The following is an 18,490-nucleotide window of genomic DNA, read 5'->3' on the forward strand; positions in this document are numbered from 1 at the left end:
CAGGGAGATGGACAACCATCACCACAGGAGAAAACCAGGATGCACACACGAAACGTCAACGTCAAAACCGCCGCTCAAGAATCTTCCAGGAAGATAGGGGAAGAACAAAACCCTGTTTCTGTCGCACGGGAGTGGGTGGCTCAGGCCACTTCGCTGAAAGATGGTGTCACCGTCACCCTGTCCGATGTGTCCCGATACGGAGACGTTCAGGTGGAGATCAGAACCTACGGAACGCTTAACTGGCGCGCCTGGTCATTTGACCCGGATTTTCTTTTGGAACTGAAACGCAATCTGCAGTACGTGCAGCTTTAACCGGAGGCCGGATGTCCGGCCTTAACCCAGAGAAGGAGGAAACATGCAGAACCTTAACACCCGTCCGGCGACCCGTAAGGTCGGGCAGAGCACCGAAATCGTGAAGCTGCTGCGCATTCAGGCCAGCGACACCCACGTGGTCGAGTTTGACAACGTGGACACCCGATTTAATGACTGCAACAACTGGCAGGTGATGGCAGGAGGCAAACGAGTCCTGTTCAGCAACCGCATGTATGAGCGTTTTTCAGATGTGAAATCGGGGATCGTGGCAACGATCAACGTGTGTGAAAACAGCGGCAGCGTAACGGATAAAGCGATGCTGGAAGGGGCAAAAGTCATGATGCAGCTTCTTGATGGCTATCCGTCCTTTGGAGCACTGGCAGCACACCCGAAACGCATTACCGGTTAACCGAGTGCCGTGACCGGATCGCACTCCGGCCACGGCTAACCACAACTATCACTGAGAGGTAAAAATCATGGTCGCCACCAATACTACGGCAAAAAAACCAGCCAAGACCACCCGTCAGACTAAATCTGCGGAAAAATTCGCGCAGTCTACCGAGCAGAAGCTCGTCCAGCTGCTTGCTGATACGCCCGTGCAAATCTTCCCGTACTCCCGCCTGTCACACACTGGCTTAAACACGCGCATCATTCCGCATACCGATCAGGAAGTGGAAGAGATGGCAGACAGCATTCAGGCAATGGGCATCCTGCAAAACCTGATCGGTGCAGAACTGCCGGACGGTACGATCGGCATTGTCGGCGGGGAAGGTCGCCGCAGAGGCACAGGCATTCTGGTGATGCGCGGTGTGCTCGATGCAGACACGCCGTTTGTTCCGGTGAAAGTCCTGCCCGTGGAGATGGCTGTGGCGGCCTCGATGATCGAGAACGGTCGACGTAAAAACATGCATCCCGCCGAGCAGATTATCGGTTTTCGTACCCTTCAGCAGGAAGGTAAAACGGCTTCTCAGATCGGCGCACTGATGGGCTATCACCCGCGCCACGTTCAGCGCTGCCTGAAGCTGGCGAATCTTGCCCCCTCCCTGCTGGATGCGCTGGCGCGGGATGAAATCTCCCTTGAACAGTGTGAAGTCCTGACCCTTGCTGATACTCATGAGCGTCAGGAGCAGGTCTGGAAAGAGGCTGTTGTACAGTGGCGCGATCCTGCCGTACAGACCCTGCGCAAAATGGTGACCGACGACAAGATGGCCATCAGTCACCCGATGTTTGAGTATGTGGGCGAGGAAGCCTATACCGCCGCTGGCGGTACGCTGACCGCCGACCTGTTCAGCGACAAGGACAGCACCTTTGCCGATGCGGCGCTGGTTAAATCTCTGCTGGCTGGCAAGCTCACCGTGCTCGCCGCTCGCGTTAAGCAGGAGCAGGGCTGGGGCTGGGCTGAGTTCCGTATGACGGAACTGCGTGCCAGCGGTGAGGACGGTGAACAGTACCGTTTTGCGATGCCGAAAGCTGTCCTGACGGAAGAAGAACAGAAACGCGTCAGTGAGCTGGAAGAACAAATGGAAGCCACTGAAAGCTACGATGACGAATACGAGCTTCAGCAGGATATCGATGACATTTACTGCGAGGCGCAGTACCGCGAAGCCACGCCGGAATTTCGCGCCGCGCACGGAATCTGGGTGTCATGGGACGGTAGCAATTTTCAGGTTCAGCCTGGTATCCGCAAGCTGACCGACGAAGACCGGGTAGCTGAAGAACAGGCGCGTCAGGAGCGTGAAAGCAATGTGATCAGACACACCACGCCTGAAATTCCCGCCGACGCCTATCCGGCAACGCTGGTAAAAGCTATGTCAGCCGAACGGACTCTCGCCGTTCAGGCCGAACTGGCAGGTCGTCCCGACGTATCGGTGGCGCTGCTGACGTGGACACTGTGCCTCAGTATGTTTGACCGCAGCTACGGTAAACGCAGCGAACCGCTGAAAGCCTCCGTGTCCTCGAATCAGTATCACCTTGCATCACTGGCTCCATCCGGTGAAGAAGGGAAGGCGCTGACGGCGCTCAAAGCGCAGAAAGAGGCGCTTCAGGCAACGCTGCCCGAAAACTGGCATCTCGATTTCACCTGGCTGCTTTCATGGTCAGCGGAGCAGGTGAACACCCTGCTGGGATTCTGTGCCGCGCACGGTATCAACGGTATTCAGGAACGTATGTACAACCATACGCAGAAAAGCGAACTGGACGGGCTGGAAGCGGCGCTGGACTTTGACCTGCGCAAGTGGTGGCAACCGGGTGCTGAGAGTTACTTCGGGAAGCTCACGATTTCCCAGATTGGCAAAGCCTATGAAGAAGCCGGACTCAGCGCCCGTGCGGGTGAAGTTGTGAAACTCAAGCGCCGCGATGCGGCGAAGGCCGCCGAACAGGATCTGAATGCTCAGGGCTGGCTGCCTGACTGGATGGTGCGCCCTGCGCCAGCCGCTGAGGCTGAAGAAGCCACTGAATCCGACGCTAACACCACTGACCACGCTGCATAATACCGGAGGCCGCCGCCTTCGGGCGGCGGGAACAGACATGACCATGCAATATGACCTGAACCGAATCAACACCCTGACCGCCACAGACCTGGAGTTTATCCGTCAGCAGGGGGAGGACGCGCGCCGCGCCCTCAGCGATGCCGTGACCGGCCTCCTGTCGACACCTGAAGGATGGCGCGTCTGCGCCGAATACCGCAGCGAGTTCGGCGGCTTCTTCCCTGTCCAGTGCCGCTTCAGCGCGGACGGCAGTGATGACTGGCATCTGTGCGTGTGCAGCCCGGGCGAAGTCTCGCCTTACTGGCTTCTGGTGCTGCTGTCCTCCGGCGGTGAAGTGGTGCGTACTCTTTACCAGAGCGACACGCTTCAGCCTGAACGGATAAACCAGCTGATCGCGCAGCTGGCAGGTATGCGCCGCTTTAACTGCACTGCCCGCACCGTGGCGAAGCTGATGAATGTGGAGGTGACAGCATGATCCCGTCCTCACACGCGCTCGTTTCCCTGAAGCCCGCCCGTCAGGCTGCAATACAGGCTATCAGCCATGTTGAGTCTGCCCGCGAACGCGGCGCACGACTGCCCGCCATGCCGTATGTGCGTACCTTTCTGCGTCTTCTCACGGGCAGCGGACGCCTCAACGCCACGGTGGCCAATAAAATACCTGGTCTGCACTGGGTGCCAAATAACCGTCATTCGAACCTGAAACAGGTCGAGGAGGCGCTTAACACGATGATCGCCACCAGTGGCGAAGCCTGCCCGCTGCCGCTCACAATTGACGTACAGGCCGAACTGTTTCCTGAGGTCATGCACACCCGCACGGGTCGACGGCTGCACAGGTCCGGCATTAAGACCACGCGTCAGATGCGCCGCCAGTCTCGTGAGTACGAACAGCGCTGGAAACTGCGCCAGAACCTGCTGGAGCAGGCGAAAATCGACCTGAATTTTCAGTCTCCGGAAACCGTCTGCACCTGGTACACCCGGTGGAGCGACGAGTTTGACGCGGCAGAGCTTGCTGCACCGTTCTGGCGCTGGCAGTCGCGGTTCGCGTCGCTGAAGGAACTTGACTGGCTTCGCATCAGCGGTGAGCCGCTGTATACAGTGATGTATGAAATCCCGTTTATTGTCCGGGAAACACCTGAGCATGTTCGTGTCGCTGAACGCTGGCAGGTGCCAAATAAGCTGGCTGACCGGAGCGGTGTATGAAGTGGCGCTATTCCCTGCGCTGGAAATTGCCGCACAAGCCCTGCCCAGGTCTACTGGAGCTGGTTTCAGTTGTCGTGGAGGCAGGGCAGGCGGCACCTGAGGAGGTGATGGCACGCTGGGTTGCTGGCTCAGGTTACGCTGTTTGCGTGGATTTTCTCGGTCAGAAACAGATCCAGCGCTGGAGCGATGAACGGAAAGCCGCAGTGAGAAGGCGCAACATGCAGGCACGGATTAATCGTGTTGCCCCTTTGTTTGCCGATGAGTTAATCGAGCGTGAGCTGGCTGCACGTCCGGCATATTTCAATGGCAAGTCCGCCCGATGAATCAGATACAATGTTGTCTGACTGCTCAGACAAAACATATAAGGAAAGCAGAATTATGAGGTACTGGTTGCTCGTTATCTTCCTGAACGTGCTGTTCTATTTAATCGTTAAGCATGCTGCGCCAGAATGGCATGGTACGCCTGGTTATTATGCAGGCCAGATCATCTGCACACTAATAGCTCTGGTCATCACATGGCGTGATCCGCCTGGCTGGTTAGATGAAATCCTGCTCGGCGTAATGAAATACGGAGTTCTGAGTGCCGGGATCATCTTCTTTGTCTGGGGCGTCGGGTATAAGCTGGCATTCTGGGGGCAGGGTAATTCTGATGCCGAATTTGTAAGTGCATTTGACGTCATTTTGCCCAATCTTGCGCTGGTCACGGGTGTAGTGATCGCGGGATGGGGATACCTGAGATATTTCAGGCGATAAGCAGCATAAAGCGTGGATATACCTGGTAAGAAATAGCTCCTGCCCGGTATAATCGACGTGGCGCTTGAGGCTTTTTGCCTCATGACGTGAAGGTGGTTTGTTGCCGTGTTGTGTGGCAGAAAGCAGAAAGCCCCGTAGTTAATTTTCATTAACCCACGAGGCCACCTGTATGCCTAGACAACATCAGGATAGCCTCTTAGATGCCGCAAGGCAAGGAGAAGAAGGCCATGAAACTGCCGCGAAACACCCTGCTCTGGTGCGTATTAATAGTGTGTCTAACACTGCTGATATTCACTTACCTGACACGGAAATCGCTCTGCGAAATCCGGTACAGGGACACGGACAGGGAGGTGGCAGCTTTTATGGCTTACGAATCCGCTAAGTAGCTAACCCCGGCGGGGGGAAACCCCCGCCATTCAGGGGTTGAGACTGTGTGGACATGCCTGAAGCGCCTTTATGAAGGGGTTGCCGGTTCGCCGGTAGCCCCTTTTTCCTTCCCGATGCGACCGCATCGCCTGAACTTCCGGGAAGGGCTGTTCCCCTGCGGGGAACGGGGGAAGGGGGACGCGCCTTAGGCGCCGTCCCTCTGCTCCCTCCGCCTTGCCCTCTCTCCTGCCTGATTTTGCTTAAGTCAGAGCACCACGAGTTACCTGCCTGTATCTGGCTTCAGCCTGGTTTTCCCTGTGTTCTTCATCCCGGGCGTCATATCCGTCGTCCTGCTGGTTAATTTCCTCAGCTGCAGCTCCGTGGCCATAACCCGAAAACAGGGCAGGGCGATGGCCCCCTTCGGCTCCCGGCCAGCGCTGCTGTCCGGTCGTCGAGCCCCACTCCGCCAGGGCGGCTGCTGCGCACCCGCCGGGCTCCGCCGAACCCCTCCGGGTTTCGGGCTGACGCTAGGGTCTGATGGCGAAGGTCAAGGGCTGCGGCTTCTCCGGCCGTGCCGTCCGGAACGCCTTCACCGCGCCGGCTGATGCCGTCGCTTTAATGGCGCCACGCCGTTCCGACGTGTCGGGTGTGTGCATCCTGTTCCCCCGGTGAAGCCATCCCCCGAGTGTCCTCACGCGGAGGGCTGCTTGTAGCACCGTCGGGTCGTCATCCAAGGGGTGAAATGCACTCCGCCAAAACTTTTTGCGTGCCGCAAAAACTTTCGTCTCCGCCCCTTTCCTTCCTCCCTTCGCCGTTGCTCCTTTGCCCTTTGCCGCGAGAGAACTCACCAGGGAGATGGACAACCATCACCACAGGAGAAAACCAGGATGCACACACGAAACGTCAACGTCAAAACCGCCGCTCAAGAATCTTCCAGGAAGATGGGGGGGAAAACCGTGTCGTGCACGATCCTCGTCGCTGAGACGAAAAAAAACTCTGAGGAGGAATCGGACGTTCTGGAGTTCAGCAGCCTTGCAGAGCTGAAGAAACTGCGCAGACGCTGCCCCGAAACAATGCGCTGCACCTATTTCTACGCCCTCAGCAGCGGCGTCGATAAACAGTTCCGCCATATTCATGTGGCTGAAGCTGACCACTTCAAACAGTTTGTGCGCCTGATCGAGCGCGAAGGTATCGACATTTAAATCCGGTTCATCCCGTGCGGCAGCCGCCGCACTGAACCTCATCAGACAGGAGCCAGAAACATGAGCGTTAACACCCCGACCGCAAAGGCCTGTTCCGGAAATGGGCATATGTCAGCCCCGGAGCCTAAAACAGCCTCTCTAATTGCGATTTATGGCAATGAGGCGAGCTATTCATGGAACGTTCTGGAGGATCTGAAAGCTGCAGGTGCTTCTTATACCCGCAGAAACATTATCGCCGATATGTTCCGCCGTCTGGGCGTTCAGTAACCCGGACTTACCTTCGACCCGATGCGGTGCTGTATAGCAGCTACCGCTCTGAACTAAATCAAACAGGAGCCTGAAAGATGAACGTTAACCCCCCGACCGCTGCACCAATGGCCTTTTTCGTTCCGTCTCATAACGCCGTTTATGACCGCGCAACACAACAGGACGGGCAGTGGGTGACTCAACGTGAAGCTAAAACGCTGGAATCCCTTCGCCGTCTCTATCCGGATGCGGAGCTGATCCCCGCGACTCTGGTACAGGAAAAGCAGAATGACGGCTATCGCCGTCCCTGGGTGGAAATCACCGAGGCCCGCTATATCGACCAGCTGGAAACGTTGCCGCCAGTGGACTGGTGCAGGGGGTATGGCGGGGAGTCGTTCAAATCGATGGAGTTTACGGGCGGGGATGTGACCGCGATTTTTGTCCAGTATGGCGCGCGTTTCTTTGAGTGCCATGACCTGCACACCCGCCATCACCGGGAGCTGATTGGCGACGTGATCGCCCGTTTCTGTCTCGATGCGCCGCTGAATTCCGCGCATTAAAAAAGCAGGGTTGCCCCTGCTTTCTCAACGCCGGGTAGCCGCAGCAACGGTGAACCGGCAATCACAACCAAAGTAAGGAGATTGATCGTGAAATTTGACCCGCAAACTGTCGCACAGGCGAAGGCATTTGTAAATGCCCTCCGCGCCGGAAAACGCGCTCGCGTACCCGCGCTGCGCTTCTCACAGTGGCAGCCGTTCCTGTCCGTGGTAAATGCCGAAACGGGCTACGCCACCGATGCTGACTGTGGTCTGGCTGTCAGCGTCTACCCGGCGCTTGGACTGGCTTAACTGGAGACGGCCGCCTTCGGGCGGCCGATAAGGAGAAACCATGTCACAACTGAGTTTTGAATCCCTGTTCCTGGCAGACCAGATTGATCCGCAGCCGCAGGGTTCTGCGCCTGCCCGGATGCTGTCGCCAGCTGAGGCGCGTAAAGAGTTCGCCAGTGTCTTCCGTCAGACGGCGAAAAATATGCGCCGTTCCGAAGTGTTCCGCGACTTCATCACCCTGGCAGCCAGCGAGCTGGATATGGCCCGTATTCGCTCGCCGGAGAACATCGAAAACAGCCGCCGCATCTGCGGGCGGTATCAGCCGGACGATCTGGACGCCATGAAGCAGCTGTTCTGCCTGTTGGTGGAGGGGCTGGCGGGTGAAATTCATGATTTCCTCGGCGCTCTGTATATGGAGCAGGAGCTGGGCGCGGACGAAATGGGGCAGTATTTCTCCCCGTCCTGCATCTCCCGCCTGATGGCCGGACTACTCATGCCCGGCGCTCAGGAGACGATAAAGCGTGAGGGGTGGATAACGCTCGATGAGCCAGCCTGTGGTAGCGCCGGAATGGTCATTGCCTTTGCATACTGGATGGCTGAAGCGGGATATAACCCTTCAGAACAGCTGTATGCCACCTGCACTGACATCGATCCAATGGTGGCAGATATGGCCTTTATCCAGCTGGCACTGCTGGGTATACCCGCGAAAGTCGTGACCGGTAATACGCTGACCCTGAAAGCAAACCTCGTGCGTTACACCCCTGTTTATTACTTCAATGACTGGCAGGGACGTCTGGTATTTCGCAGTCGTCTGGATGCAATGAAAAACTTTCTGGCCACCGTGGCCGCCTGACTGACAGAGCGGCAGGGCTAACCTGCCGCAGGGAGAGAGAAAATGACAAGCAACACACTGAACGCTGTTCCGGCGACCGTGCTGGAGACGATGGCAGAACGCCTTAACGGTCAGCCTGAACCGCTAAAAATCCGCAGCAACGATGATCACGCCGCGCTGGCTGCAGATGTGCTCTGGAAATTTGCCCGTAAAACCGGGCTGAACAGGGAAAGCGAAAGCGTGCAAACTGTCATCACGGATTTTCTGGCAAATCTGCTGCACCTGTGCGAACAGTGCGAGCCGGACGGGGCTGGCATCGAGGGATTTAATGCCCTGCTGAACATGGCCATGATGCACTATGAGCAGGAAAACGGAGGGGACAGCGAAGAACCGATCTGATCGGATATGTTAGCCCCAGTGCATATCATCGGGGCACCCGCAAAAAACGCTACCCCTTCGGGGAAACGGGGAGGGCGAAAGCGCCTCCGGCGCTCCTGCCTTTCCCCGTTGCAGCGCTTCTCTCCTTACCTGCGATCATAACCGGCGTCCTGCTGGTTAACTTCCTCAGCTGCAGCTCCGTGGCCATAACCCGAAAACAGGGCAGGGCGATGGCCCCCTTCGGCTCCCGGCCAGCGCTGCTGTCCGGTCGTCGAGCCCCACTCCGCCAGGGCGGCTGCTGACGCACCCGCCGGGCTCCGCCGAACCCCTCCGGGTTTCGGGCTGACGCTAGGGTCTGATGGCGAAGGTCAAGGGCTGCGGCTTCTCCGGCCGTGCCGTCCGGAACGCCTTCACCGCGCCGGCTGATGCCGTCGCTTTAATGGCGCCACGCCGTTCCGACGTGTCGGGTGTGTGCATCCTGTTCCCCCGGTGAAGCCATCCCCCGAGTGTCCTCACGCGGAGGGCTGCTTGTAGCACCGTCGGGTCGTCATCCAAGGGGTGAAATGCACTCCGCCAAAACTTTTTGCGTGCCGCAAAAACTTTCGTCTCCGCCCCTTTCCTTCCTCCCTTCGCCGTTGCTCCTTTGCCCTTTGCCGCGAGAGAACTCACCAGGGAGATGGACAACCATCACCACAGGAGAAAACCAGGATGCACACACGAAACGTCAACGTCAAAACCGCCGCTCAAGAATCTACCGGAAGATGTGATTCAAACCTCACCACGTCTCAGTTCACGGATCTGTTTTGCTGGGTCCTGGCAGCATCGGAAGGGGAGCCACAACCGGCAATTTTTACGCCGCCAGAGAATGCCACTGAGCTGACGTTAATAAATGACGAATGCCCGGATTATATCTCTGTCTGGGTTGTAGATGGTCGCCCGGTGGCAGCTGCAATGCCGCTGGATAATTTTCACCGTGTTATTTCTTCATCTCTTACTAAATAATCAGGAGTAAATAAAAATGGTCAGTTTCGCAAGCCGCTATCGTATACCTACCTCGATCCGTAAAGACCGTCCGCTGACGAATGAGGAATTACAGCTCATCGTTCCGAGCGCGTTCTCATCGGATAAACACGATTCACGCTCTGAACGTTATACATATATCCCGACCATAAACATTCTTGATCGTTTACGTGATGAAGGTTTTCAGCCGTATTATGCAACTCAGTCACGTACACGTGACCAGGATAAACGCGACTTTACTAAGCATATGCTTCGCCTGCGTCGTCATGACCAGATTAACGGAAAAGAAGTACCGGAAATTATTCTGCTGAATAGCCATGATGGTTCAAGCAGCTATAAAATGATCCCCGGTATGTTCCGTCAGGTTTGCAGTAATGGTCTGGTTGCATGGAAGGATTTTGGTGAAATCCGCGTACCCCATAAAGGGGATATTGTCGGGCAGGTTATTGAAGGCGCTTACACGGTGCTGAAAACATTTGACGCGGTTGATGAAAATATTGACCTCATGAAAAGCATTCAGCTCACTTTGCCTGAGCAGCGCCTTTTTGGTAAGACCGCCCTGGAACTTAAGTACGATGGAAAACCAGCGCCGATTACCCCGGAGCAAATTATTAACCCTCGCCGTGTGCTCGACAGAGGCCAGGATTTATGGACCACGTTTAACGTGGTGCAGGAAAATGTTATCCGTGGGGGGATTCGTGGCAGAACGGAAAAAGGGAAGATGACCAGAACGCGGGAAGTCACCGGAATAGATGGTGACATCAAATTAAATCAGGTGCTCTGGAAAATGGCTGAGGAGTTTGCAAAACTGAAGGCCTGAAAATTAAGCCGCTCAACAGAGCGGATTTTTACTGTCCGCTATGTAACGAGGCCGTTTCCGCAATTTTAATCTCATGCTCCTTTCCCGCAGCTGGCGCGAGACGTTCAGAGAGTAACTTTTTTCTTGCCAGTAATACACGATATATATTTTTGATGTCCTGTGCATAGGCCTTGCGCTGTACAATGAGCTTTTTGCTCGGGCCCGTATTATACATCCCAACGCTGTCCCAGTTTTTTCCGTATGACCTGAAGTTGTGCGCCAGTACCCATGCTCCCGTATAAACGCAGATACATGGATCATTCAACAGGCGCTCACGGGTAATATTGAAGTTTTTAAGTTTGCCATAATGGGAACTGTTCACCTGCATCCCGCAGACATCTTCTGTTCCATTCCTGTTTGATCCATTTATCGCACCCGGCTTTAGCCTGCTCTCTTTAATCGAAATTGACATAAGCAGCAGCGGATCAATTTGATAATCTTTCCCGGCCTGGTCAAAGCACATCTGGGGAGCTGCGCCAGCAGATAGTGAAAGGGTCAGAAATGTCGCAGGCAGTAACGATATTTTCATGGTTTGGCCTTTTAACGAAATACACGGGCTCTGGAGAGTCGCTTTAAAAAATACCCCGGCGGATCGTCGTAATCAAGTTAATTCACTACAAACGCGCGTGAACGCTCTCCTGCGGGGATTTAACACCAGGCCGGAATAAACATGTCAGGGCAGTGGGCGGTATTAACATGCCGCTCTTTACTAACCCCTTAAAACATCACACCCCACGCAAGACTTTGTCTTGCAGATTTTTCCTTTTATTTCAGTGGGATGTTTGTAAAAAATTTGCGCGCTTTTGGAATGTGACCGTTTAATGTCGTACATACCGACACTACACTATCGTATAATCCTGATACCTGTTAGTGTCGGTATGTCACACATGTATCGTACAATTGTAGATATGCTTTAATTACATTGAATTATATATCGCACAGTGTCACACTATCGCACATCATAGTGCTGGATTGTACTACTGTATAGAACAGAAATGCACAGCAGTATCAACCCATTACAGCCTTGCACAGCAATCTGGTAATCCACCAACAGGCCATACATAGTGTCGGTTCCGACACTAACTTAAAACAGGTAAGAAATATGGGAAGAGTCGGCATCTACCTTAAAGATAAAATTGAACGTGAAGTTCGCGATATTGTTCAACAAGACCTGCAGAACGGCGCTAATGCTGGAGAAGCAAACATATCAGCTACCTGCAACGAATTAATCCGGCTTGGACTGCTTGTTTATAAACGCGATGGCGAGGATGGCAATCAATTTGATATCGAAGGATATCGAAGAGGCCTCATAAGAAAAGCAGCCGGCTCACGCGAAGGCACAGTTCTCATTGCCACCCTAATCGCTGAGATGTATTTAAAAATGACAGGAAAAGACGGCGAAGGCAGCCTTGAAGATACGCTTGATATGATTTTAAGCGGCATAAACACAGCCGAGAACGAAGCAGAAGCAAGGCACTTCATCAACGAAAAAGAATAAATCCGTGAGCCGGAAACCCCGGCCCACATCGATCACAGGGACGGTTTTTCATCCCAGGGAAGGTCACTTTTCCCCACCTCCTTTATTTTTTCTTTCAGGAACACCTCGAACTCCATGCAAAGAACTTTAAGCGCCTGTGCATCCTCGTTCTGGTCAAGTAACCTTTCCGTAAAATAACCCAGCGTATTCATCAGACGGGTGAGCATTTCATCATTCAGACTACGGTTATGCACCTTCGCCATTGCCCTGATTTCATCTGCAAGGTTTTCAGGAATTCGCATGCTATATCCGGTTGTTTTCCCCGGAAGCAAAACTCTTCCACCCTCACGCCACATCCACAACTGCTCCTGCTTGGGCGAGGATTTAATTTCTCCAGCATCATCAATAGATTCACCATCAAGTAATTGCCCCAGCCACTCTTCAAATCTCACCGCCAGAGCAATGAGCCGTTCACCCTCCGCAGTTTTAATGACAGGCTTGCCGGGCTGATAATTCAGCGACAACAAAAGCCTGGCAATAATTTCCTCATTCACACTTCTGTTGCCAGCCCTGGCACATATTCTCAGCTCCATAAGCAGATTATCCGGAGCACGCAATCGCCACTCCACCGCTTCACCTGGCTGGAACTTGCGTGGACGGCCGCGACCATCCCACATTTTTTCTTTAACTTTCATAGCTATAGATCCCGGAGGTCATTTCTGAACTTTCTGGTCAACAAAGCCTACCCACTTACATATTCGGATAAATCCGAATGATTCCAAAAAGTGTGACATGCATCACAGTTTTTTTTTTTTAGGGTCATGGGACAATTGCGCCCGCGTAAACAAGCACTTACGCGATTCACTTTTGTTTACTTCGGAGAAAACAAACATGTTAACCAAAGGCAGTGCCCTTAACGTCGGTAAGGGATGGGCGGTAGCGTCTTTATTCCGCAAAGCTCGCGAAAATCGCAAAGCGAAATTTTACTTAAAGTCAGCAGGTGCTTTTTTAATTGCACTTATGGTCACTCACCCGGCATTCGCATCTGGTACTGACCTTCTTTCCTCACAGAACACCACGGTTAATTCCACCTTCGGTTCTGGCTCCTCACTGGTTAGATGGTTCTACATCGCCGAAATCATCATGGGCCTGTTTATTTACATTAAGGCCCGCTCACCACTGGTGTTCGTCGGTATCGTTATGGCAATCATCTTTACCCGTGTCGCCTTCGGCATCGCGAGCTAAATGATGAATGAGGAAGGAGATAAATATAACTTCCCGGAAACAATGAACCAGCAGGACCGCTATTTAGGCTTACCGATTGACGAATTGATTGTTACTGCACCCCTTTTGGTTTTGGGGGTGCTTAACAATCTGTCACTCGAACTTGGTGTAATCGCGGGAATCCTCTGGTTTATCGTCAGATATCTGAAAAAAGGTCAGGGGTCATACTGGTTACTTAATTTCTGTTACTGGCACCTGCCATCACTTTTATTCAAAGTAACCTTTCGCCAGATACCTGATTCAAGTTTCCGGCACTGGAGGGCATAGTTTTTAATGAAACTGAATATTAAAGGAGAGCGCGATAAACAACTCCGCTATGCGTTTATTGGTCTTTCAGCTTTAACTTTACTCATGGGCGCAGGGAATGTACTGACAGGGTCACTGGCATGGTATTTCGCCACAACCCAGAAAACCATCACCACGCCATTAACGTTTAACCGCCCATTTGCATCAGATTCTAAAAGTGTCGATGCCACCGGTCTGACACAGTTCGCCGCTTCCTTTATTTACTGGCGACTCAACGTTACTCCGGAAAACGTCGACACTAACCATAAAATGGTTCTTGGATTCGTCCCCTCCGCCGAGAGGGACGCACTCAAGAAAGCCCTGGATATTGAAGCTGAGCGAATCAAGAACGGGGGCATCACCACCCGATTCGACACGAAAGAAATTCGGGTTATTGACGATGACACCGTGCAGTACAGCGGGGTTCTGAAACCATCCACCACCAACGGCGCAATCACCACGCCACTGAAAGACCAGGAAAAAACCTACCGGCTGAAACTGAGCTATGACAACGGTGTGATTAACCTCCACAGCTTTGAAGAACTCAGGCCGGTATCTTCCACCAACTGACAGGACTGCCCATGAAATTTCGCATTTCACCGGCAGCTGCTGCTGTGTTTCTGGCAGCGGGATTATTCACAAGCGGCCTCCGGGCCGCTTCCGCACCCGCAGCCATCCCGTTTGAGAACGACGCCGCCTTTAACGTCACCCTCAGCAACACCAACCCGAGCAAGGTTGTTGTAGACGGAGAACTCATTACCAGCATCAGCGGACCAACCGGTGCGTATGACCAGAGCCAGACCGAGGACGGAGCGCTTATCCTGTCTCCGCTTGTCGGCCAGAACTTCACCCTGTTTATCCAGACTGACCACGGTTCATCGCTGAGCCTGAACGTCAGGCCGCAGCCGGGTAACGGCAAAACACTGCGCTTCACCCCGATGTCACCACCACTTCGCAAGAACGACGATGCGAAGGCATGGGAAGAAGGGCAGACCTATGAAAAAACGCTGGTTGCGCTATCCCGCGCCGTAGTCAATGGACAGGTGCCGGACGACTACCAGGAATACCCGGTCAGCCGCATGCCGGCTTACACACCCGCCAGTGATGTACGCCTGACGCCTGAACGCCAGTTTGTGGGCAACCACCTGCGGGTTGTTCGCTTCCGGATGAGCAACCCGGGCAGCATCACCCGCAGCCTGCGCGAGCGCGATTTCTGGCGCAAGGGTGTCCGGGCCGTAATGCTGTCGCAGAATCAGCTCTACGCTGGCGGCGAAGGCTATGCCTGGATTGTGTTTTCAGATGACGGAGACGCCCGCCCATGACCATAAGCCTGAATGAAAACCTGAAAACCCGCCGCAAGCAGCTGGCCATCCTGGCCGCCGTCATCATTGGCGGCGCAGCTGCAGCGGGCGGCGTAATGTGGTACGGGCAATACCAGCAAAAACAAAAGCAACCCGCACCGGTTGCAACACCAAACCTGACCGGCGTTGTGACCGCGGCGTTTAACGAACAGGTCAATGATGCCGCACTGACACAGCAGCAGGCAAAGACCTCTGCTCTTGAGCAAAACTTTGCCACACTTGCCCAGCAGTTTGCGCAGAACAAGCTCACAACCGACCAGAAGCTCGCCGAGAAGGACGCTGAAATTCAGCGTCTGAATGACCAGCTTACGAAAGCCCCCGGCAGCAACCAGACCACTGGCCAGCAGACACCACCTGCAGGTCCGAACGGAACACCACTCCCAGGTCCCGTTGCTGCCGGTCAGGCCCGACCACCCGAATATACTGTAACCCCCGCAGGCACACCGGCCGCCACTGGTGTGAATATGGGGCAGGGCGCAGCGTTCTACCCGGGCGGCTCCGGCCAGCGTATGACAGGCGGTCTGTCGACAACAAAGTTCAGCTACGACAGCCTGAAGAAAAAGCCAACCAGACTCCCCTGGATTCCATCTGGCTCTTTCTCTGATGCTGTTCTGATTGAGGGGGCCGACGCGAACGCCAGCGTCACCGGTCAGCAGAATACCAGCCCTGTTACTATCCGCCTGCAGGGCAACATTCAGATGCCCAACAACAAAGAGTTCAACGCTGACGGTTGCTTTATTGTGGGTGAGATGTGGGGCGATATTTCCAGCGAACGCGGAAACGTCCGCACTCAATCCATCAGCTGCATCCTGAAAAACGGCAAGCACGTGGACATGGAGTTTCAGGGGCATGTCAGCTTCCAGGGTAAAGGCGGCATTCGAGGCAAGCCAGTCATGCGAAACGGCATGATTGTCGGCTACGCCGGTGCAGCAGGCCTCCTGTCAGGTTTTGGTGAAGGTATCAAATCTGCCGCTACACCATCCGTCGGCCTCGGCGCCACAGCGGATGTCGGTGCCGGCGACGTGTTTAAGCAGGGCATAGGCGGCGGGGCCAGCAAGGCGGCCGACACGCTGAGCCAGTACTGGATTAAACGCGCTGAGCAGTACCACCCGGTAATTGATATCGGTGCCGGCAATCAGGTGACCGTTGTATTCCAGAAGGGCTTTCGCCTTGAAACCCTTGAAGACGCTGAGGACGCCAAGGCAAAAGAGGAACTGCAGAAAGCCGGCAACGCCGCGCAGAATGCCGTAACTCCGCAACCGGCGAGCCAGACCACCACATCCAGTACCACCTCAGTCGGCAACATCAACCCGGATGACGTTCTCCGCCAGGCCAGCCAGCTGCGCCTCGGTGACACCATCAACTGATGAGGAAATGCAGATGTCTGTACGTAAAGCAAAAGCACAGAGAGGCGGTCCCGACCGTAAAGCAAATGATGTGAACCGTCGGTTAAGGATGACCGTTAACTGGCTGTATTCGATTTGCTGGGTCCTCGGGTGGGTGGGCTTTATTGCGCTCATTATCAAAGGAGTTAGGGAGGAATATGCATTTCGCATCCTTGGTGCATTCCTCTTTGCCACCATCCTGATTCGTATACGACCACCCGTCTGGCCAGATGACACCGCCGAACCCCTCCCGGGGCCGACCGACGATGACAAAAGGGAGTGCAAATGAAGGGACCACGCATAGATGACCGTATCAATTTTCTGAGGGGTATTGAACGGGACTGGGAAGACTGGTCCGCAGGAAAAAACACAAAACCCCACTGGCTATTTTTGGTAGGGGGATTAACCGCTACAGGGATGTTGATTTTTAGCTTCTGGTCACACAATCAGAGGCTTACCGTGGCTTCCATTGCTGTTGGAATAGCTTTTCTTCTCGCCGGATTGTTACAGGCATGTGAAACATGGGAAGAAAAAATACAGCGGAAAATTCGGGCATATGAGCCGCTTGATATTGATGCCATGCGCACCCTGGCCGTCTCTGTTTTTCACAAGGATGAGCTGACGCAGGAAGAACTCAGACAGTGGCTGGACGCGGAGTTCAGCGCCATTTCTGATGCCGCGCTTCGTGGGGGAAGCCGGAATGCGGGATGAAGAGCGTAATAACACCCTGCTCGCCAGGATGCAGGTTCACATTGCTGAATGGGGGGCTGGCCGGCCCACTCCGTCTGGTAGTAGGTTCCTTTTCGTTTCGTTTGTCACCTTCATCGGTCCAGTAATCGTCACGGTTTCGGAGTTCCGCCCGTCATTTTTGGCGATGAGCCTTCTTGTTGTCTGGTTTTTTCTGAGTCAGATGATATGCAAGCGAATTGTCCCCCGCTACAACGAAGGCTGGGAGGAGGTATTCGACAGGATGCTCTCTGAGTATGAACCCCTGAACCTTTCCGCCTGGGAACACCTGAAGCACCAGGCTGAAACAGAGGGGCTGACGGCCAGCAACGTCAGAAACTGGTATCAGCTGGAAGCGAAGAGCGCCTGGCCAGAAAAGAAACCAGGCCTGAAGTTCCTCGATAAAACTACTGACTGCAGTGTGAAAACAGGAGAGGAGTGAAGCGTAATTCGGCAATCCCCCTAATTACCCCGCCTCCCGCATCAAAACTGAAATCAATATCAATGGTGGCTATATGAGATACACAACCGATTCAGAAACAGGTCTTAACGCCCGCGGGCTTTTCCTCATCATGGGTGGAGCTATCGTCATCGCCAGCCTGCTTATTGCCTTGCTCTCATTTTACAGTATTAACGAAGGTGAAAGGGGGGTGCTGCTGCGAAACGGGCGTATTGTTAAAGTCGCTCAGCCCGGCCTTGGACTGAAATGGCCGATCATCGAAAGCGTGGAGAAAATAACCGTAAGGAATGAGGCCATGCTTTATGAAGGTATGAGCGCCTACAGCTTCGATCAGCAACCCGCAAAAATGACCGTCTCCGTGAACTTCCATGTTCTGCCGACCGAAGTGGAACGCGTTTACAGTGGCTATCAGACGGTTGAGAACATGAAAACGCGGCTGATTGCCCGGCAGATACCTACACAGCTGGAGAACGTTTTTGGACGATATACCGCAATAAGCGCGGTTCAGGACAGAGCGAAGCTGGTACAGGATATGCAGGCCGCGCTGCGGAAAAGTGTTGATGGACCGGTGGTGATTGATACCGTACAGATTGAAAACATCGACTTCTCGCCGGCGTATGAGAAATCCATTGAAGACAGAATGAAAGCAGAGGTGGCCATTGCCACACGGACGCAGAACCTCCAGACAGAGAAAATTCAGGCTCAGATAGCGGTCACTCAGGCTCAGGCCCAGGCTGACAGTAAACTGGCGGCAGCAAAGGCAGACGCTGAATCAATACGCCTTCGCGGAGCCGCAGAAGCTGAATCCATCCGTCAGCGCGGTGATGCACTTCGGGATAACCCCGGTCTGGTCAGTCTGACGACGGCTGAACGCTGGGATGGAAAGCTTCCGGCATCAATGATCCCCGGAGGTACCGTACCTTTCCTTTCGGTGAAGTAACCTCTGACATGCTGTGCAGCTAGTTTTCACTGTGCTTCAGCGCAACTGTAAATAATCGAAATTGAGTATTACCCCTCCCTGAATACCCCTT

At 54.2% G+C, this 18,490-nt stretch carries 28 protein-coding genes and 1 pseudogene; 27 read left to right on the forward strand and 2 right to left on the reverse strand.

The annotated features are described in order from the left end of the window. Positions 1-39: 39 nt before the first annotated feature. The 17 genes and pseudogenes from L362_RS00725 to L362_RS00660 all read left to right on the forward strand — a co-directional run bounded on the left by L362_RS00725 (position 40) and on the right by L362_RS00660 (position 10,442). Complete coding sequence (locus L362_RS00725; RefSeq protein WP_023345468.1) at positions 40-312, forward strand: hypothetical protein; 273 nt, start codon at positions 40-42, stop codon at positions 310-312. A 43-nt stretch (positions 313-355) separates the two neighbouring features. Beyond that, positions 356-721, forward strand: coding sequence for a hypothetical protein (locus L362_RS00720; RefSeq protein ID WP_015572064.1), 366 nt, complete (start codon positions 356-358; stop codon positions 719-721). Between the two features lie 67 nt (positions 722-788). After that, complete coding sequence (locus tag L362_RS00715) at positions 789-2,801, forward strand: ParB N-terminal domain-containing protein (RefSeq protein ID WP_023345469.1); 2,013 nt, start codon at positions 789-791, stop codon at positions 2,799-2,801. 37 nt (positions 2,802-2,838) lie between these two features. Continuing rightward, positions 2,839-3,273 (forward strand): conjugation system SOS inhibitor PsiB, encoded by a 435-nt coding sequence (gene psiB / locus L362_RS00710; protein ID WP_023345470.1) that lies wholly within the window; start codon positions 2,839-2,841, stop codon positions 3,271-3,273. Next, positions 3,270-3,998, forward strand: coding sequence for a plasmid SOS inhibition protein A (locus L362_RS00705; RefSeq protein WP_023345471.1), 729 nt, complete (start codon positions 3,270-3,272; stop codon positions 3,996-3,998). The genes psiB and L362_RS00705 overlap by 4 nt, the downstream gene beginning before the upstream one ends. Beyond that, positions 3,995-4,321 carry a hypothetical protein gene (locus L362_RS00700; RefSeq protein ID WP_023345472.1) on the forward strand — a complete coding sequence of 109 codons (327 nt, stop codon included), beginning with the start codon at positions 3,995-3,997 and terminating at the stop codon, positions 4,319-4,321. The genes L362_RS00705 and L362_RS00700 overlap by 4 nt, the downstream gene beginning before the upstream one ends. 55 nt (positions 4,322-4,376) lie before the next feature. Next, positions 4,377-4,751, forward strand: coding sequence for a hypothetical protein (locus L362_RS00695; protein WP_023345473.1), 375 nt, complete (start codon positions 4,377-4,379; stop codon positions 4,749-4,751). Between the two features lie 169 nt (positions 4,752-4,920). After that, positions 4,921-5,070: pseudogene (locus tag L362_RS25005) on the forward strand (DUF5431 family protein); the annotation flags it as partial. Then, positions 5,018-5,137 (forward strand): type I toxin-antitoxin system Hok family toxin, encoded by a 120-nt coding sequence (locus L362_RS0123325; protein WP_223230179.1) that lies wholly within the window; start codon positions 5,018-5,020, stop codon positions 5,135-5,137. The pseudogene L362_RS25005 and the gene L362_RS0123325, both read left to right, overlap by 53 nt. 867 nt (positions 5,138-6,004) lie before the next feature. Beyond that, complete coding sequence (locus tag L362_RS00690) at positions 6,005-6,319, forward strand: hypothetical protein (protein ID WP_023345475.1); 315 nt, start codon at positions 6,005-6,007, stop codon at positions 6,317-6,319. Between the two features lie 60 nt (positions 6,320-6,379). After that, positions 6,380-6,586, forward strand: coding sequence for a hypothetical protein (locus L362_RS00685; RefSeq protein ID WP_023345476.1), 207 nt, complete (start codon positions 6,380-6,382; stop codon positions 6,584-6,586). Between the two features lie 77 nt (positions 6,587-6,663). Next, positions 6,664-7,125: a DUF1419 domain-containing protein gene (locus L362_RS00680; RefSeq protein ID WP_023345477.1), complete on the forward strand. Its 462-nt coding sequence runs from the start codon at positions 6,664-6,666 to the stop codon at positions 7,123-7,125. 87 nt (positions 7,126-7,212) lie between these two features. Continuing rightward, positions 7,213-7,413 carry a hypothetical protein gene (locus tag L362_RS00675; RefSeq protein WP_013087182.1) on the forward strand — a complete coding sequence of 67 codons (201 nt, stop codon included), beginning with the start codon at positions 7,213-7,215 and terminating at the stop codon, positions 7,411-7,413. A 40-nt stretch (positions 7,414-7,453) separates the two neighbouring features. Beyond that, the gene (locus L362_RS00670; protein WP_023345478.1) at positions 7,454-8,245 is read left to right on the forward strand and encodes an N-6 DNA methylase; all 792 of its coding nucleotides are present in this window, start codon (positions 7,454-7,456) and stop codon (positions 8,243-8,245) included. 42 nt (positions 8,246-8,287) lie between these two features. Then, entirely contained in the window at positions 8,288-8,623 is a 336-nt protein-coding gene (locus L362_RS00665) for a hypothetical protein (RefSeq protein ID WP_023345479.1), read from the forward strand. 687 nt (positions 8,624-9,310) lie between these two features. Continuing rightward, positions 9,311-9,604, forward strand: a complete 294-nt coding sequence (locus L362_RS24315) for a hypothetical protein (protein ID WP_023345480.1) — start codon at positions 9,311-9,313, stop codon at positions 9,602-9,604. A gap of 16 nt (positions 9,605-9,620) precedes the next feature. Next, positions 9,621-10,442 carry a DUF932 domain-containing protein gene (locus L362_RS00660; RefSeq protein ID WP_023345481.1) on the forward strand — a complete coding sequence of 274 codons (822 nt, stop codon included), beginning with the start codon at positions 9,621-9,623 and terminating at the stop codon, positions 10,440-10,442. A gap of 28 nt (positions 10,443-10,470) precedes the next feature. Here L362_RS00660 and L362_RS00655 read toward each other — a convergent pair whose 3' ends face one another. Further along, positions 10,471-11,010, reverse strand: a complete 540-nt coding sequence (locus L362_RS00655; protein ID WP_023345482.1) for a lytic transglycosylase domain-containing protein — start codon at positions 11,008-11,010, stop codon at positions 10,471-10,473. 573 nt (positions 11,011-11,583) lie between these two features. Between L362_RS00655 and L362_RS00650 the strand changes: the two genes are divergently transcribed. Continuing rightward, a complete protein-coding gene (locus L362_RS00650; protein ID WP_023345483.1) occupies positions 11,584-11,979 on the forward strand; it encodes a relaxosome protein TraM in 396 nt (131 codons plus the stop codon). A gap of 32 nt (positions 11,980-12,011) precedes the next feature. Here L362_RS00650 and L362_RS00645 read toward each other — a convergent pair whose 3' ends face one another. Continuing rightward, entirely contained in the window at positions 12,012-12,653 is a 642-nt protein-coding gene (locus L362_RS00645; protein WP_023345484.1) for an Arc family DNA-binding protein, read from the reverse strand. 196 nt (positions 12,654-12,849) lie between these two features. On the opposite strand from L362_RS00645, the gene L362_RS00640 reads away from it, so the two are divergent. The 9 genes from L362_RS00640 to L362_RS00600 all read left to right on the forward strand — a co-directional run bounded on the left by L362_RS00640 (position 12,850) and on the right by L362_RS00600 (position 18,399). Continuing rightward, positions 12,850-13,203 carry a type IV conjugative transfer system pilin TraA gene (locus L362_RS00640; RefSeq protein ID WP_023345485.1) on the forward strand — a complete coding sequence of 118 codons (354 nt, stop codon included), beginning with the start codon at positions 12,850-12,852 and terminating at the stop codon, positions 13,201-13,203. 3 nt (positions 13,204-13,206) lie between these two features. Next, positions 13,207-13,509, forward strand: a complete 303-nt coding sequence (traL, locus tag L362_RS00635; protein WP_023345486.1) for a type IV conjugative transfer system protein TraL — start codon at positions 13,207-13,209, stop codon at positions 13,507-13,509. Between the two features lie 6 nt (positions 13,510-13,515). Beyond that, entirely contained in the window at positions 13,516-14,097 is a 582-nt protein-coding gene (locus tag L362_RS00630) for a TraE/TraK family type IV conjugative transfer system protein (protein WP_023345487.1), read from the forward strand. Between the two features lie 11 nt (positions 14,098-14,108). Then, positions 14,109-14,849: a type-F conjugative transfer system secretin TraK gene (gene traK, locus L362_RS00625; RefSeq protein ID WP_023345488.1), complete on the forward strand. Its 741-nt coding sequence runs from the start codon at positions 14,109-14,111 to the stop codon at positions 14,847-14,849. A 2-nt stretch (positions 14,850-14,851) separates the two neighbouring features. Further along, complete coding sequence (gene traB / locus L362_RS00620; RefSeq protein ID WP_032638127.1) at positions 14,852-16,255, forward strand: F-type conjugal transfer pilus assembly protein TraB; 1,404 nt, start codon at positions 14,852-14,854, stop codon at positions 16,253-16,255. Between the two features lie 13 nt (positions 16,256-16,268). Next, positions 16,269-16,562 (forward strand): hypothetical protein, encoded by a 294-nt coding sequence (locus L362_RS00615; RefSeq protein ID WP_023345490.1) that lies wholly within the window; start codon positions 16,269-16,271, stop codon positions 16,560-16,562. Then, positions 16,559-16,984 (forward strand): hypothetical protein, encoded by a 426-nt coding sequence (locus L362_RS00610; RefSeq protein WP_023345491.1) that lies wholly within the window; start codon positions 16,559-16,561, stop codon positions 16,982-16,984. Before L362_RS00615 ends, L362_RS00610 begins: the two co-directional genes overlap by 4 nt. Next, on the forward strand, positions 16,974-17,441 hold the full coding sequence (locus L362_RS00605) for a hypothetical protein (protein WP_023345492.1): 468 nt from the start codon (positions 16,974-16,976) through the stop codon (positions 17,439-17,441). The genes L362_RS00610 and L362_RS00605 overlap by 11 nt, the downstream gene beginning before the upstream one ends. Before the next feature lie 130 nt (positions 17,442-17,571). Next, entirely contained in the window at positions 17,572-18,399 is an 828-nt protein-coding gene (locus L362_RS00600; RefSeq protein WP_219284546.1) for an SPFH domain-containing protein, read from the forward strand. The last annotated feature ends 91 nt before the right edge of the window (positions 18,400-18,490 follow it).

Origin of the sequence: Enterobacter sp. MGH 16, from assembly GCF_000493175.1 — a bacterium.
Taxonomy (GTDB): domain Bacteria; phylum Pseudomonadota; class Gammaproteobacteria; order Enterobacterales; family Enterobacteriaceae; genus Enterobacter; species Enterobacter roggenkampii.

Coding starts and splice junctions, on each gene's coding strand:
- L362_RS00700 (WP_023345472.1), top strand. CDS start 3,995: ATGAAGTGGCGCTATTCCCTGCGCTGGAAATTGCCGCACAAGCCCTGC.
- L362_RS00715 (WP_023345469.1), top strand. CDS start 789: ATGGTCGCCACCAATACTACGGCAAAAAAACCAGCCAAGACCACCCGT.
- L362_RS00685 (WP_023345476.1), top strand. CDS start 6,380: ATGAGCGTTAACACCCCGACCGCAAAGGCCTGTTCCGGAAATGGGCAT.
- L362_RS00610 (WP_023345491.1), top strand. CDS start 16,559: ATGAAGGGACCACGCATAGATGACCGTATCAATTTTCTGAGGGGTATT.
- L362_RS00655 (WP_023345482.1), bottom strand. CDS start 11,010: ATGAAAATATCGTTACTGCCTGCGACATTTCTGACCCTTTCACTATCT.
- L362_RS24315 (WP_023345480.1), top strand. CDS start 9,311: ATGCACACACGAAACGTCAACGTCAAAACCGCCGCTCAAGAATCTACC.
- L362_RS00630 (WP_023345487.1), top strand. CDS start 13,516: ATGAAACTGAATATTAAAGGAGAGCGCGATAAACAACTCCGCTATGCG.
- psiB (WP_023345470.1), top strand. CDS start 2,839: ATGACCATGCAATATGACCTGAACCGAATCAACACCCTGACCGCCACA.
- L362_RS00680 (WP_023345477.1), top strand. CDS start 6,664: ATGAACGTTAACCCCCCGACCGCTGCACCAATGGCCTTTTTCGTTCCG.
- L362_RS00650 (WP_023345483.1), top strand. CDS start 11,584: ATGGGAAGAGTCGGCATCTACCTTAAAGATAAAATTGAACGTGAAGTT.
- L362_RS00660 (WP_023345481.1), top strand. CDS start 9,621: ATGGTCAGTTTCGCAAGCCGCTATCGTATACCTACCTCGATCCGTAAA.
- L362_RS00695 (WP_023345473.1), top strand. CDS start 4,377: ATGAGGTACTGGTTGCTCGTTATCTTCCTGAACGTGCTGTTCTATTTA.
- L362_RS00705 (WP_023345471.1), top strand. CDS start 3,270: ATGATCCCGTCCTCACACGCGCTCGTTTCCCTGAAGCCCGCCCGTCAG.
- L362_RS00690 (WP_023345475.1), top strand. CDS start 6,005: ATGCACACACGAAACGTCAACGTCAAAACCGCCGCTCAAGAATCTTCC.
- L362_RS00720 (WP_015572064.1), top strand. CDS start 356: ATGCAGAACCTTAACACCCGTCCGGCGACCCGTAAGGTCGGGCAGAGC.
- L362_RS00670 (WP_023345478.1), top strand. CDS start 7,454: ATGTCACAACTGAGTTTTGAATCCCTGTTCCTGGCAGACCAGATTGAT.
- L362_RS00615 (WP_023345490.1), top strand. CDS start 16,269: ATGTCTGTACGTAAAGCAAAAGCACAGAGAGGCGGTCCCGACCGTAAA.
- L362_RS00665 (WP_023345479.1), top strand. CDS start 8,288: ATGACAAGCAACACACTGAACGCTGTTCCGGCGACCGTGCTGGAGACG.
- L362_RS00645 (WP_023345484.1), bottom strand. CDS start 12,653: ATGAAAGTTAAAGAAAAAATGTGGGATGGTCGCGGCCGTCCACGCAAG.
- L362_RS00725 (WP_023345468.1), top strand. CDS start 40: ATGCACACACGAAACGTCAACGTCAAAACCGCCGCTCAAGAATCTTCC.
- L362_RS00640 (WP_023345485.1), top strand. CDS start 12,850: ATGTTAACCAAAGGCAGTGCCCTTAACGTCGGTAAGGGATGGGCGGTA.
- traL (WP_023345486.1), top strand. CDS start 13,207: ATGAATGAGGAAGGAGATAAATATAACTTCCCGGAAACAATGAACCAG.
- L362_RS00605 (WP_023345492.1), top strand. CDS start 16,974: ATGCGGGATGAAGAGCGTAATAACACCCTGCTCGCCAGGATGCAGGTT.
- traK (WP_023345488.1), top strand. CDS start 14,109: ATGAAATTTCGCATTTCACCGGCAGCTGCTGCTGTGTTTCTGGCAGCG.
- L362_RS00600 (WP_219284546.1), top strand. CDS start 17,572: ATGGGTGGAGCTATCGTCATCGCCAGCCTGCTTATTGCCTTGCTCTCA.